The 12,801-nt window shown below is 77.2% G+C and carries 9 protein-coding genes; 2 read left to right on the forward strand and 7 right to left on the reverse strand.

The genetic code is table 11. From position 1 onward, the window contains the following. Positions 1-238: 238 nt before the first annotated feature. Complete coding sequence (locus ACWPWW_RS11125) at positions 239-1,669, forward strand: glucose-6-phosphate dehydrogenase (RefSeq protein WP_454050445.1); 1,431 nt, start codon at positions 239-241, stop codon at positions 1,667-1,669. On the opposite strand, the gene ACWPWW_RS11130 is transcribed toward ACWPWW_RS11125, so the two are convergent. Further along, entirely contained in the window at positions 1,656-4,196 is a 2,541-nt protein-coding gene (locus ACWPWW_RS11130) for an ABC transporter permease (protein WP_454050446.1), read from the reverse strand. The genes ACWPWW_RS11125 and ACWPWW_RS11130 overlap by 14 nt on opposite strands. Next, positions 4,196-4,945 (reverse strand): ABC transporter ATP-binding protein, encoded by a 750-nt coding sequence (locus tag ACWPWW_RS11135; protein ID WP_454050447.1) that lies wholly within the window; start codon positions 4,943-4,945, stop codon positions 4,196-4,198. Before ACWPWW_RS11135 ends, ACWPWW_RS11130 begins: the two co-directional genes overlap by 1 nt. Positions 4,946-5,182: 237 nt before the next feature. Between ACWPWW_RS11135 and ACWPWW_RS11140 the strand changes: the two genes are divergently transcribed. After that, positions 5,183-5,620, forward strand: coding sequence for a hypothetical protein (locus tag ACWPWW_RS11140; protein WP_454050448.1), 438 nt, complete (start codon positions 5,183-5,185; stop codon positions 5,618-5,620). A gap of 6 nt (positions 5,621-5,626) precedes the next feature. Here the strand turns inward: ACWPWW_RS11140 and ACWPWW_RS11145 are convergent, their stop codons facing one another. The 5 genes from ACWPWW_RS11145 to ACWPWW_RS11165 form a co-directional block, all read right to left on the reverse strand. After that, positions 5,627-8,698 carry an AAA family ATPase gene (locus tag ACWPWW_RS11145; RefSeq protein ID WP_454050449.1) on the reverse strand — a complete coding sequence of 1,024 codons (3,072 nt, stop codon included), beginning with the start codon at positions 8,696-8,698 and terminating at the stop codon, positions 5,627-5,629. Beyond that, entirely contained in the window at positions 8,698-9,891 is a 1,194-nt protein-coding gene (locus ACWPWW_RS11150) for an exonuclease SbcCD subunit D (RefSeq protein WP_454050450.1), read from the reverse strand. The genes ACWPWW_RS11145 and ACWPWW_RS11150 overlap by 1 nt, the downstream gene beginning before the upstream one ends. 63 nt (positions 9,892-9,954) lie before the next feature. Then, a complete protein-coding gene (locus tag ACWPWW_RS11155; protein WP_454050451.1) occupies positions 9,955-10,305 on the reverse strand; it encodes an STAS domain-containing protein in 351 nt (116 codons plus the stop codon). Between the two features lie 163 nt (positions 10,306-10,468). Beyond that, entirely contained in the window at positions 10,469-10,966 is a 498-nt protein-coding gene (locus ACWPWW_RS11160; protein WP_454050452.1) for an aminoacyl-tRNA deacylase, read from the reverse strand. A 21-nt stretch (positions 10,967-10,987) separates the two neighbouring features. Then, a complete protein-coding gene (locus ACWPWW_RS11165; protein ID WP_454050453.1) occupies positions 10,988-12,652 on the reverse strand; it encodes an ABC-F family ATP-binding cassette domain-containing protein in 1,665 nt (554 codons plus the stop codon). Positions 12,653-12,801 lie beyond the last annotated feature (149 nt).

Consider the following 12,801-nt stretch of genomic DNA (forward strand, 5'->3'; position numbering starts at 1 on the left):
GACGAGGGGTTGCCGGGCCTCGCCCCGCCCGGCACGGGCTTGGGGGCGAACCTGAAGAAGGGCCCCCCCCCCGGCGGCGGCCGCCGGGGCTCCGTCTCCGGGTGGGGGGGGGGCACCGCCGAACACCCGGGGGGGGTTTTCGGGGGGGGGGGGCGGCCCGCCCCGGCCGCCCCCGCCACGCCGCCACCGGCCCGGCACGCCGAGCGCACCGACCCCCCGGCCCTCTGAGAGGACCCGCGTGACCGACACGGCACCGTCCACCGACCCGACGACCCCCGGCTCCCCCGTGCTGCTGGTCCTGCACGGCGGCCGCGGCGACCTCGCTCAGCGCATGGTCTACCCGGGCCTCGCCGAGCTCGCCGCCGGCGGCCTGCTCCCGGAGCGCTGGCTCGTCATCGGCGCCGGCCGCAAGGAGGTCTCCGACGACGAGTACGCGGACCTGGTGCGGAACGCGCTGCGCGAGCACGGCGACCCGGACCACGCGGGCGCGCTGGACGGGCACGTCCGGTACGCGTCGACGTTCAGCGAGGACGACCCGGGGCAGCTCGTCGACGCGATCCGCGACGCCACCGGAGAGCTGGGCGGGGACGACGGCGACGTGACGGTCGTGCACTACCTGGCGGTGCCGCCGTCGGCCTTCGCACCGACCACCCGCGCACTGCGTGCCCACGGCCTGACGGAGGGCGTCCGGGTCGTCTACGAGAAGCCGTACGGGACGTCCCCGGAGTCGTTCGAGGAGCTCGACGCCCTGGTGCACGAGGTGCTCGACGAGGACCAGGTGTTCCGGATCGACCACTTCCTCGGCAAGGAGGCGACCCAGAACCTGCACGTGCTGCGGTTCGCCAACGAGCTGTTCGGCGGGGTGTGGAGCCGGGAGCACGTCGCGCAGGTGCAGATCGACGTCCCCGAGACCCTCGACGTCGCGGACCGCGCGGACTTCTACGACGAGACCGGCGCGGCCCTCGACATGCTGGTCACGCACCTGTTCCAGGTGGCGGCCGAGGTCGCGATGGAGCCGCCGGCGCGGATGGACGCCGCCCACCTGGCCGTGGCGCGCGAGCACGTCGTCGACTGCTTCCGCCCGCTCGACCCGGCGCAGGACGTGGTGCTCGGCCAGTTCGCGGGCTACCGGGACATCGAGGGCATCGCGGACGACTCGACGACCGACACGTTCGTCGCCGCCCGGCTCTGGGTGGACAACGACCGCTGGCGCGGCGTCCCGTTCCTGCTGCGCACGGGCAAGCGCATGGCGGCCTCGGCGCAGCGGGTGACGCTGGTGCTGCGGACGCCGGACGAGCTGTTCGGCGAGCCGGCCGGGCCGGGGCGGGTCAGCGTGTCGCTGGCCGGCGACGGCAAGATCGACATCACGACGACCGTGAAGCAGCCGGGCCCCGACCTCCGGCTCGCGACGGGGACGGCGTCCCTGCAGCTGGACGACGTGGAGCCGGGCGACCCGCTGGCGCCGTACGCCTCGCTGCTGCACGACGTCCTGGTCGGCGACCGGACGCTGTTCACGACGCCCGACGGGCTGCGGGCCGCGTTCGCCGCGTTCGCGCCGCTGCTGGGTCCCGACCGCCCGGACCCCGAGCCGTACGAGCCCGGCTCGTGGGGTCCCGCCCGGGCCGACGCGCTCGCCGGCCCGGACGGGTGGGTCCTCACTCGTAGCTGACGGCGTCGAGCACCTTCATCCGGGCGGCCCGGGCGGCGGGCCACAGCGCCGCCAGCACGCCGACCACCACGGCGAGCGCGAGCATCGCGCCGAGGCTGCCCCACGGGATCACCAGCTCGGAGAGCCCGGAGTCGGCGTACACCGTGGGCAGGGTGGCGGCGAGCGCGACGCCCACCACCAGGCCCACCACGGTCCCGAAGACGGCGGTCAGCACCGACTCCACGACCACGGTCCCCGCCAGCTGCAGCCGGCCGAGCCCCACCGCGCGCAGCAGGCCGATCTCCCGGGTCCGCTCGATGACGGACAGCGCGAGGGTGTTGACGATGCCCAGCACCGCGATGACCACGGACAGCCCGAGCAGCGCGTACAGGATCACCAGCACCTGGTTCACCTGGTCCGCGATGTTCGACACGAACTCGTCGCGCGTCAGCACGGAGACCACCACGTAGGGCGAGACCGCGGACGCGACGGCCGCCTTCAGGTCGCCGACGTCGGTCCCGGGCGCCGCGGTGACGAGGACCGTGTCGACGACCTGCTGCTCGGCCGGCACCAGGCCGTCGAGCACGTCCTGCGCCACGACGACCTGCGACCCGAGCACGTTGCTGGAGAACACGGCCCCGACGGTCAGCTCGCGGGGCCCGCCGGCCGAGGCGACGAGGAGGGTGTCGCCGACCGCCCAGCCGTCGGCGTCCGCCGCCGCCTCCTGCACCGCGGCCTCGCCGTCGGCGAGCGACCCGAGGTCGCCGTCGACCGTGTCGGCCTCGACCGACCGCCCGAAGATGTCCGTCGGCACCCCCGCCACGTACTGGAGGCCGGCCTCGGCCCCGGGCGCCCCGACCTGCATCGGCGCGAACGTGATGGCGTCCGTCTCGGCGACCTCCGGCAGGGCGGTGACGTCGGCGACGGCCCCCCGCGGGACGTCGAACGTGGCCGACTGCAGCACCAGGTCCGCGTGCGTCTGGGACTCGACGACCCCGGCCACCGACTGCTGCGCCGACACCGCGATCACCGAGACGGCGCCGACCAGCGCCATGCCGATCATGAGCGCACCGGCGGTGCTGGCGGTGCGCCGCGGGTTGCGGACCACGTTGCCGCGGGCCAGCCGGCCGACCGGCTTCAGCAGCCGGACGAACGGCCAGGCGAGCACCCCGATGACCGCCCGCGCCATGCTGGGCGCGAGCATCAGGGTGCCGAGCAGCACGGCGGCGGCCCCGGCCCCCAGCGCGGTGTCGGCGCTGCCGGCCTCCGGGTTCAGCGCCGCCGCGGCGACCCCGGCGACACCGGCACCCGCGACCAGCAGCCCGGCCACGGCCCGCACGCGCATCGACCGCTCGGGCACCGTCACGTCGTCGCGCATGGCCTCGACGGGCGGGATCAGCGCCGCGCGCCGGGCCGGGACGGCCGCGGCGACCACGCTGACGACCGTGCCGACGACCAGGGAGACCCCGATCGTGGTGGCGTCGACCGGGATGTCCCCGGCCAGGTCCATGCCCATCGACTCGAACACGGCCTTCAGCCCGGTCACCAGCCCGAGCCCGCCGGCGAGGCCCAGCGCCGAGCCGACCAGGCCGACGACGGCGGCCTGCACGAGGATCGAGCTGAACACCTGCGCCGGCGAGGCGCCGACGGCGCGCAGCAGCGCGAGCTCGCGCATCCGCTGCCGGACCGACATGGCGAAGGTGTTGGAGATGATGAACGCGCCCACGAACAGCGCGATGGCGGCGAACACGAGCAGGAACGTCGTGATGAAGCCGAGCATGTCGTCGATCGCGGCCTTGCTCTCCGCCCGCAGCTCGGCGCCGGTGACCGCCTCGGCGTCCGCGGGTGCCAGCGCCACGAGCCGCTCGACGAGCTGCTCGGGCGTGGTGCCGTCCGCGGCGTACACGGCGATGTCGGCGACGCCGCCGTCCGGGGCGAACAGCGCGTAGGCCGTCTCCGGCTCGACCAGCACGATCGTCGCGCCGGCCATGGGGCCGCCCATGTCGACCTCGCCCACCACCGTGACCTCGCCGACCACGCCGCCGAGGACCGCCGTCGTCGTGTCGCCGAGCGCCAGGCCCGAGGACTCGAGCGTGGCCGACTCCAGCGCGACCTCGTCCGCGCGCTCCGGCCCGCGGCCGGCGACCACGTCGATCGCCGGGTCGTCCGTGACGTAGGGGAACGCCATGCTCGGCGCCTGGGTGCTCTGCACGGCGGTGCCGTCGGCGCCGACCAGCACGATGGCTCCCTGCACCTCCGGGACGGCGTGCGCGACGCCGTCCAGCTCCGCTACCTGCGCGGCGAGCTCGCGCGGGACGGTGCCGGTGACGGCGTTCTCGTCGAGCGCGGTGGTGCCGCCGGTCTGGGCGGGCCGCAGGTAGGCGTCGGCCGGCGCGGCGACGTCGACGATGCCGTCGAAGGTGCTCGACATCATCGTCCGCAGCGAGAAGGTGCCGGCCACGAACGCGACGCCCAGGGCCACGGCCAGCAGCGACAGCACGAAGCGGACCAGGTGCGCGCGGATCCCGCGCAGCGCCACCCGGCCCATCAGACCGCGACGGGTCGCAGCGCGGCCAGCGCGGCGAGCACCGTGTCAGGCGTCGGGTCGGCGAGCTCGCCGACCAGGGAGCCGTCCGCGAGGAACAGCACGCGGTGCGCGTAGGAGGCGGCGGTGGGGTCGTGGGTGACCATGACCACCGACTGCCCGAGCTCGTCCACGGAGCGGCGCAGGAAGCCCAGCACCTCGCCCGACGACGTGGAGTCGAGGTTGCCCGTCGGCTCGTCCGCGAAGACGACGGCGGGCCGCGACACCAGGGCGCGGGCGCAGGCGACCCGCTGCTGCTGCCCACCGGACAGCTCGGCGGGCTTGTGGTGCAGACGGTCGGCGAGGCCCACCGCGTGCACCACCGCGTCGAGGTGCGCCCGGTCCACCGGCCGCCGCGCGATGTCGAGCGGCAGCGTGATGTTCTCCAGCGCGGTGAGGGTGGGCACCAGGTTGAACGCCTGGAACACGAAGCCGAGCCGGTCCCGGCGCAGCCGCGTCAGGTGCCGCTCGTTCATGCCGCTGACCTGGAGACCGTCGACCACGACCGTGCCCGCGTCGGACCGGTCGAGCCCGGCCATGCAGTGCATCAGCGTCGACTTGCCGGACCCGGACGGGCCCATGATCGCCGTGAGCTCCCCGCGGGCGAAGTCCACGTCCACGCCGGCGAGCGCGTGCACCGCCGTCCCGCCCGTGCCGTACGTCTTCACCAGACCGCGTGCACTCGCGATCGGCGTCGCGTCGTCGATGGTCATGTCCCTCGTCCCGTCAGATCCTGCCCGCACCGCTTCGAACCTGCCGATCGTCCCGCGCGGGCACCCCCGGCAGGCATCGGTGAGCACCCTGGCCGTCCCCTGAACCACCCCGGAGCCGCCGGGGCCCGGCACCCTGAGGATCCGGGCACCACCGGGGCGGCACGGGTTGCGGTCCGAGGCGCCACGGGTGTGGCGTGGGTCACATACCGGACCTAGTCTGGTGCACGAGGTGCTCCGATGATGTGGTCCCTGCTGCTGTGGATGGCGTTGCCGTCGGTCGCGTTCGGCATCGTGCTCCGGCTGATCCCCGGGGCGGAGTCGTCGCCGCGGCGGCGTGCGGCCCGGGACCGGCGCCGGGCGCGCGTGGCGGCGCTGCTGGACCGGGTCGCCGCGCACGTGCGGCACGGCCGGCGCATCCCGGAGCCCGACCCCTTCGACGCGCTGCACGTGCAGATGCGCCTCAGCATCGTGACGCAGCACCTGCAGCGGCTCGAGGAGGACGCGCACGCGTGGGCGCGCGCCGAGCGGATCATCGCCAGCCAGCTCGCCTACGACGCGCTGCTGGCGGACGCCTGCCGGCTCGCCGACGTCGAGGTGCTGCCTCGCCCGAAGGGGGACCCGTGGGAGCGGATGCGCGAGGAGGTCGAGCTCGCCGCCCGGGGCTGGACCTGGTGACCGGCGTCAGCCCGCGACCACCGTCAGCGTGCTCGATCCGTCCCCGCGGCGCCGCACCTCGATCCGCTCCGCGACCGCTTGCTTGAGCGCCTCCACGTGCGAGACCACGCCCACCACCCGGCCGCCCGCGCGGAGGCGGCCGAGCTCGCCCAGCACGGCGTCCAGGGTGTGCGGGTCGAGCGTGCCGAACCCCTCGTCGATGAACAGCGTGCCGAGCTCGACGCCGCCCGCCTCGGCGGTGACGACGTCCGCCATGCCGAGCGCCAGGCACAGCGAGACGTAGAACGTCTCGCCGCCGGACAGCGTGCGGGGGTCGCGGGCGGCACCCGTCGTGTGGTCGACGACGCGCATCGCCAGGCCAGTCCGGCGGCTGCGGACGTCCTCGCGCTCGTCGCTGCGCTCCAGCTCGTACCGGCCGTCGGACATCTCGCGCAGCCGGCCGTTGGCGGCGGCCACGACGTCCTCGAACCGCCGCACCAGCACGTACGTCGCCAGCGACAGCGCGCGCGCGTTGTCGGCGTCGGCGCCCCCGGCGAGCCGCGCCATCCGGCTCACCGGGGCGGCGTCCGACTCGGCGACGGCCAGCGCGGACGCGGCCGCGGTGACGTGCGCGGCGGCGTCGGCGGCGCGGTCGGCGCGGTCGCGCACCGACCCGAGCACCGCCCCGGCCGCGTCGGCGGCGGCGACCGCCGCGGTGAGCTCCTCGTCCAGGGCGGCCACCTCGGCGGCCAGCGCCTCGGGGTCGCCGGCCGCGAGGTCCGCCAGCTCGGGGTCCCGCAGGCCCTGCTCGACGCGGGCCACCGCGGTCCGGTACGCGTCCACCGCCCGCTCGACCGCGGCGACCCCCTCGGCCTCGGCGATCGCGGCGCGCGCCTCGTCCTCGCCGGCCACGTCCTGCTCGGCCAGCACCGCGGCGAGCTCGCCGGTGCGGTCGGCGACGGAGCGGGCGGCCGCGGTCCGCCGGTCCAGCGCGGCGAGCACCGCGTCGGCGGCGTCCACGCGCGCCTGCTCCGCGCCCTGCCGGGCCAGCACCGTCGGGTGGCCGTCGCGCGCGCCCTCGACCTCGGCGCGGTCGCGGGCGAGCTCCTCGTCGGCGCGGGCCAGGGCGTGGCCCGCAGCGGTGTGCTCCTCACCGATCGCCGCCCGGGTGAACCGCAGGTCCTCGGTGGCGCGGTCGTGCTCGGCGATGTCGGCCCGGGCGCGCTCGCGCGCCGCCTCCGCCGCCTCCGCCGCGGACAGCGCCGACCGGCAGCCGTCGACCGCCGAGGCCGCGAGCTCCGCCTGGTCGGCGCGCAGGCCACCGGTGCGCTCCCGCAGCGCCGCGCACCGCTCGGTCCGCCCGACCACCCGGGCGTCGGCCTCCTGCACCGCGTCCTCCGCGGCGGCGCGGCGCTGCTCCGCCAGCGCGACGTCCTCCTCGCGGACGTGGTCGGCGTGCAGGGACGCGGGCCGGGGGTGCTCGGTGCCGCCGCAGACCGGGCACGGCTCGCCGGCGACCAGCGCCGCGGCCAGCTCCCCGGCGAACCCGTCCAGCCGGGCGGTGCGCAGGCGCGCCTCCTCCGCGACGGCCTCGCGCGCCGCCCGGGCCGCGGTGCTGCGGGCGTCCACGGCGGCGGCGAGCGCGGCCTCGGCCGCGGCCAGCTCGCGCACGGCGGTCAGCACCGCCTCGGCGTCGGCGAGGTCCCGCGCCCGGGCGGGGACCGTCGCGGCGAGCTCCGCCGCGGCGTCCAGCGCCTCGACGAGGACGGCCCGCCCCTCGGGCCGCACGGCGAGCAGGTCGTCCGCCTCGGCCATCGTGCGCGTCCGGGTGGCCTGCACCTCGCGCAGCCGGTCGCGGTCCCGCTCGCGTGCGGGCAGCCCGCGCTCGAGCGCCACCACCCGGCCGAGGGTCGCGACCAGCGCCGTGCTGGCGTCCCGCGCGGTGCCGAGCGCCGTCGGCAGGGCGGGGTCGGCGAGCGCGGCGTCGACGTCCGCCGGGGCGAGCCCGCGGGGGGCGCCGTCCAGCGCGGCGCGCAGCTCCTTCTCGGCGCCGGCCAGCGTGCTGCGCGCGTCGTCCAGCCCGCGCAGCACCGGCCGCACCACGGCGGCGCGGCGGGCGCGCTCGACCCGGGCGACGTCGGCGGCGTGCTGCTCGGCGCCCTCGGCCAGCCGCGCGCGCTCCGCCTCGAGCTGCACCCGGCGCCGGACCAGCCGCAGCAGCGCCCCCGCGCCGTCCGCCGCCGCGCGGGCGGCCGTGACCCGGGCCGACGCCCGGGACGCCGCCGCGCGCGCGTCCTCCGCCTGGCGGTGCAGCGTCGCGAGCCGGGCCCGCACCAGCGGGCCGAGCGCCGAGACGTCCTCCGCGGCCGCGGCCCGCAGCTCCGCCACGGCGTCCGGGTCGGCCCCGGCGGCACCGGCGAACCGGGCGGTGCACTCCTGCACCTCCGCCCGGGCGTCCGCGGTGGCGCGCTGCGCCTCGCGCCGCAGCTCGTCCAGGCGCTGCTGCACCCGCTCGTACACCTCGGTGCCGAAGATCCGCTGCAGCAGCCCGCGGCGCTGCTCGGGGTCGGCCCGCAGGAACGCCGCGAACTCGCCCTGCGGGAGCACCATCGTCTGCACGAACTGGGCGCGGTCGAGGCCGACCACCCGGGTCAGCTCGGCGCCGGCCTCGTCCAGCCGGGTGGACAGCAGCTCCCCTGCCGGCTCGTCGCCGTCGTGCAGCCCGTCCGGCACCGCCGTGAGCCGCCAGAGCTTCACGGTGGCCTGCTGCCGCGCCCGCCCGGTGCCACGGCGCTTCGCGCGCTCGTACGCCGGCGTCCGGCGCACCCGGTACACCCCGGACCCGGTCTCGAACACCAGGTCCACGACGGTCTCGGTGTCGTCGGACGCGAACGCGGAGCGCAGCCGGTCCTCGCTGGTCGCGGCGGACGCGACCTTGCCGTAGAGCGCGAACACGACGGCGTCGATCACCGTCGACTTCCCGGCGCCGGTCGGGCCCTCCAGCAGGAACAGCCCGCCGGCGGACAGCGCGGCGAAGTCGACCGTGTGCGTCCCCGCGAACGGGCCGACGGCCTGGATGGTGAGCGTGTGCAGCCGCATCAGGCGCTCCGCTCCGCCTGCGCGGCGTGCTCGTAGGCCCGGCGCAGCACGGCGGCCTCGGCGTCGGTGGGCCGGGCCCCGCTCACGTGCTCGACGAACTCGGCCGCGACCTCGAGCGGGTCGCGCGCGGCGGTGACCTCGGCGGCGCGCGGGCCCACCTCGCGGGCGGGCGGCTGGTGCTGCACCACGAGGGCGTGCGGGAACCGGCCGCGGACCCGGCGGTAGAGGTCGGTCGGCCGGTGCGCGTCGGTCACCGTGACGCGCAGCCAGTCCTCGACGTGCGGGTCGCCCGCGGCACCGAGCAGCTCCTCCAGCGGGCCGGTCAGGTCGGTCAGCCGGCGGGGCACCGGGGCGGGGACGAGCCGCACCGACGGCGCCCCGGACGGGCCGAGGTCCACCAGGGTCGTGGACTTGGCCTGCCGCGCCTCCGAGAACGAGTACGCCAGCGGCGAGCCGGAGTACCGCAGCACCGCCGCGCCGGCACCGTCCCCGACCCGCTGCGGCCCGTGCAGGTGGCCGAGCGCCACGTAGTCCACGCCGTCGAACACCGCGGCCGGGGCGTGGTCCACCCCGCCGACCCGGATGTCGCGCTCGGACTCGCTCGCGGCGCCGCCGACGACGAACGCGTGCGCCAGCACGACCGACCGGGGCGCGGGCCGGCCGTCCGCGACCGCGGCGGCGACCCGGGCCCCCAGGTCGGTGCGGACCCGGTCCATCGCGGCCCCGAGCACGGCGGCGTGCGAGCGGGCGAGCGGCCCGTCGCCCCCCGGTGCCGCGAGGGTGTGCCGCGCGGCGTCGGGGTCGAGGTACGGGAGCCCGTAGACGAGCACGTCGCCGTCGTCGCCGGTCAGCCGCACGGGCCGGCCCACGTCGTCCACCCGCGCGAGCACCCGGACGCGGTCCTGCATGAGGTCGGCACCGAACCCGAGCCGGACCGCGGAGTCGTGGTTGCCCGGCGTGATCACGACCACGGCGTGCTCCGCGAGCCGCCGGAGCGCGTCCGACAGCTGGGCCACCGACTCGACGGGCGGGATCGCCCGGTCGTAGACGTCGCCGGCGACCAGCACCGCGTCCACCCGCTCCTCGCGGACGACGTCGACCAGGTGGTCGAGGAACGCCTGCTGGTGCACCGTCAGGTCGACGCCGTGCAGGGTGCGGCCGAGGTGCCAGTCGGAGGTGTGGAGCAGCCGCATGCCTCGACGGTAGCCGCCGGGACCGACATCTCCCGCCCCCGTCCCGGGGGCTGTGGACGACCGTCAGGCGACGGCGGTCTCGGGCTCCAGCGCGAGCTCGTCCGCGATGCCGAGCATCTCCAGCTTGGACAGCACCTCGCGGTCCGGGTCCCGCAGCGTCAGCGCCTGGCCGGTCTCCGTCGCGGCGAGGTGCAGCTGCAGGATGAACGCCAGGCCGGACGAGTCGATGAACGTCACGTCGGCCGTGTCGACCACGACCGGCGCGGTGCTCGCGAGCGCCTCGGCCATCGACAGGCTGGCCTCGGCGCGCAGCGCGGCGTCGACCTCGCCCCAGAGCCGCACGACCGTGCGCCCGCGCTCGGCGGTCACCCCGATGCCCCCGGCCGGGGTCGCGGGGTTCTCCATCAGGTCCATCGGTCCTCGTCTTCTCGCTGCTCGTGGGGCCGACCGATCATGGACCGCCGGCGTCCCCGCCGCACCCGGAGCGCCGGGCGGCGGGCCGGCGTCCGGGCAGGTGGACGCCGTCGTGCTCACCAGGCCCAACGCCGCGGTGCCGGGCTTCGTTCCCCCTCCGCGGTCAGGCCGCGTCCTCGGGCAGCGGGTCGGTGACGTCCGCCACCGTCGCCCCGAGCGCGCGCACCAGGTCGTCGCCGTCGACCGTCGCGCCGACCCCGTGCCCGCCGCCGCCGATCGACGCCGGGCGTCCGGGGACGCGCTCGTCCGCCACGACCGGCCAGGCCCGCAGCGAGCCGAACGGCGTGATCGTGCCGCGCTCGTACCCGGTGACGTCCTTCGCGGTCGCCGCGTCGGGCATCGACATCCGGCTCACGCCGAGCAGCGTGCGCAGCTTCGGCCACGAGATCGCCCGGTCGCCCGGAACGAGGACGAACAGGTAGTCGTCCTCGCCGCGCCGGACCACGAGCGTCTTGACGATGCCGGAGGGGTCGACGCCCCGGGCCGCGGCCGCCTCCGCCAGGGACCCGACGCGGCCGTGCCGGGTGATGGTGTGCGGGATGCCCGCGTCCGCGAGCGCCTGCGCCGCGCGCCGCTCGCCCTCGCCCTGGGTGCTCGTCATGGCCGCCACCCTACGAGGGCGCTACGACACGAGCCCGCCGCCGACCACCGCGGCGGTCGCCCCGTGCCAGGTCCGCCGCAGCCAGCGGTCGTGCGACGCGACGACCACCGCACCGGGCGCGGACCGCAGCGCCTCGGCCAGCTCGTCCGCCAGGGCCAGGGAGATGTGGTTGGTCGGCTCGTCCAGCAGCAGCACGTCGGGCGCCTGCGCCACGAGCAGCGCGAGCACCACCCGGCGGCGCTGCCCGACCGAGAGCTCCCGCAACGGGCGGTCCACGTCCCGGGGCGCGACCAGCCCCAGCTCCACGAGCGGCACCGCGTCGGGCGCACCGTCCGTCACCAGGTCGTAGACCGCACGCGGCGTCCGGCCGTCGTCGGTCAGGCCGACGTCCTGCTCCAGCAGGGCCACCCGCACGCCGCGGGCCCGGTGCACGGTGCCCCGGGCCGGGGTCAGGTCGCCCGCCAGCAGGTGCAGCAGCGTCGACTTGCCGGAGCCGTTGGGTCCCGTCACCAGCAGGGCGGTGTCCCGGTGCACGTCGAGCGCGCCGACCACGAGGCGGCCGGGCACCTCCGCGTCGCGCACCGCCACGGCGATGCCGTCGCGGCCGGCCGGCGCGGTGATCGTCCCGCGGAACCGCAGCTCGCGCGGCGGCCGCGGGGTCGGCGCGGCCTCGAGCTCGTCCAGGCGCCGGCGCGCGTCCCGCACCCGGCGGGACACCTGCTGCTCGACCCGGTCGCCCGCGCGGCCGTAGGCCATCTTGTTGCGGTCGGCCATCGCCCGGCCGGGAGCGAGCGCGCGCGCCGTCCCGCCACCGCCGAGCGCCACCCGCAGCGCGGCGACCTCCTCCCGCTCGGCGGCCCACCGCTCCTGCCACTGCCGCCGGGCGACCTGCTGCGCCGCCCGGTAGTCGGCGAACCGGCCGCCGACCACCCGCGGGGCGCCCAGCGCCGGGTCCAGGTCGAGCACCTCGGTGCAGACCTCGTCGAGGAACACGCGGTCGTGGCTCGCCAGCACCACGGCGCCGGGCAGCTCGGTGAGCGCCGCAGCCAGGAACTCGGCCGCGGCGTCGTCCAGGTGGTTGGTCGGCTCGTCCAGCAGCACGGCACCGGGCCGGCGCACCAGCACGGCCGCCAGCGCGAGCCGGGACCGCTGCCCGCCCGAGAGGGTGCCGCTCGGGCGGTCCGGGTCGACGTCGGCCAGGCCCAGCCCGGCGAGCACCCGCTGCACGCGGACGTCGGCGTCCCAGACCTCGGCGGCCTGCGCCCGCGCCAGGGCGTCGTCGTACCGGGTCGCGGCCGCGGCGCCGGCACCGTCGAGGGCGAGCGCCGACGCCGACCGCTCCAGCTCCGCGGCGATCGCGCGGACCGCGGTCAGCGCGTCCTCGACCACGTCGCGCAGGGTGGCGGCGGGACCGAACGGGGGCTCCTGGTGCAGGTACGCCAGGTCCTGCGGCCGGCGCACCTCGCCCGCGTCGGGCCGGTCGGCCCCGGCGAGCAGCCGAAGCAGCGTCGACTTGCCGGCGCCGTTCTCCCCGACGACGCCGAGCCGGTGACCGGGGTCGACGGCCAGGCTCACGTCCGTGAGCACCCGACGGTCGCCGAAGACGCGCGAGAGGCCCGTGCCGCGCAGGACGGGTGTCGAGGACTCGCGGACGTGCAGGTCCGCGGGGGTGCCGGGTACCGGCATGCAGATCACCACCAGGGAGCACCGAGCGTCGCGCCGCAGGTCGGCGGGCGGTTCGGTACGAGTCGGGACAGGACTCGGGGCGGCTCAGATCCACATGCTGACGACGGTACGTCCGCGCCCTGGACACGTCGAGGTCATTTCCGGAGCGG

The sequence above is a fragment of the Cellulomonas sp. Marseille-Q8402 genome (assembly GCF_965119525.1).

Coding starts and splice junctions, on each gene's coding strand:
- ACWPWW_RS11160 (WP_454050452.1), bottom strand. CDS start 10,966: ATGACGAGCACCCAGGGCGAGGGCGAGCGGCGCGCGGCGCAGGCGCTC.
- ACWPWW_RS11165 (WP_454050453.1), bottom strand. CDS start 12,652: ATGCCGGTACCCGGCACCCCCGCGGACCTGCACGTCCGCGAGTCCTCG.
- ACWPWW_RS11145 (WP_454050449.1), bottom strand. CDS start 8,698: ATGCGGCTGCACACGCTCACCATCCAGGCCGTCGGCCCGTTCGCGGGG.
- ACWPWW_RS11155 (WP_454050451.1), bottom strand. CDS start 10,305: ATGGACCTGATGGAGAACCCCGCGACCCCGGCCGGGGGCATCGGGGTG.
- ACWPWW_RS11130 (WP_454050446.1), bottom strand. CDS start 4,196: ATGGGCCGGGTGGCGCTGCGCGGGATCCGCGCGCACCTGGTCCGCTTC.
- ACWPWW_RS11150 (WP_454050450.1), bottom strand. CDS start 9,891: ATGCGGCTGCTCCACACCTCCGACTGGCACCTCGGCCGCACCCTGCAC.
- ACWPWW_RS11140 (WP_454050448.1), top strand. CDS start 5,183: ATGATGTGGTCCCTGCTGCTGTGGATGGCGTTGCCGTCGGTCGCGTTC.
- ACWPWW_RS11135 (WP_454050447.1), bottom strand. CDS start 4,945: ATGACCATCGACGACGCGACGCCGATCGCGAGTGCACGCGGTCTGGTG.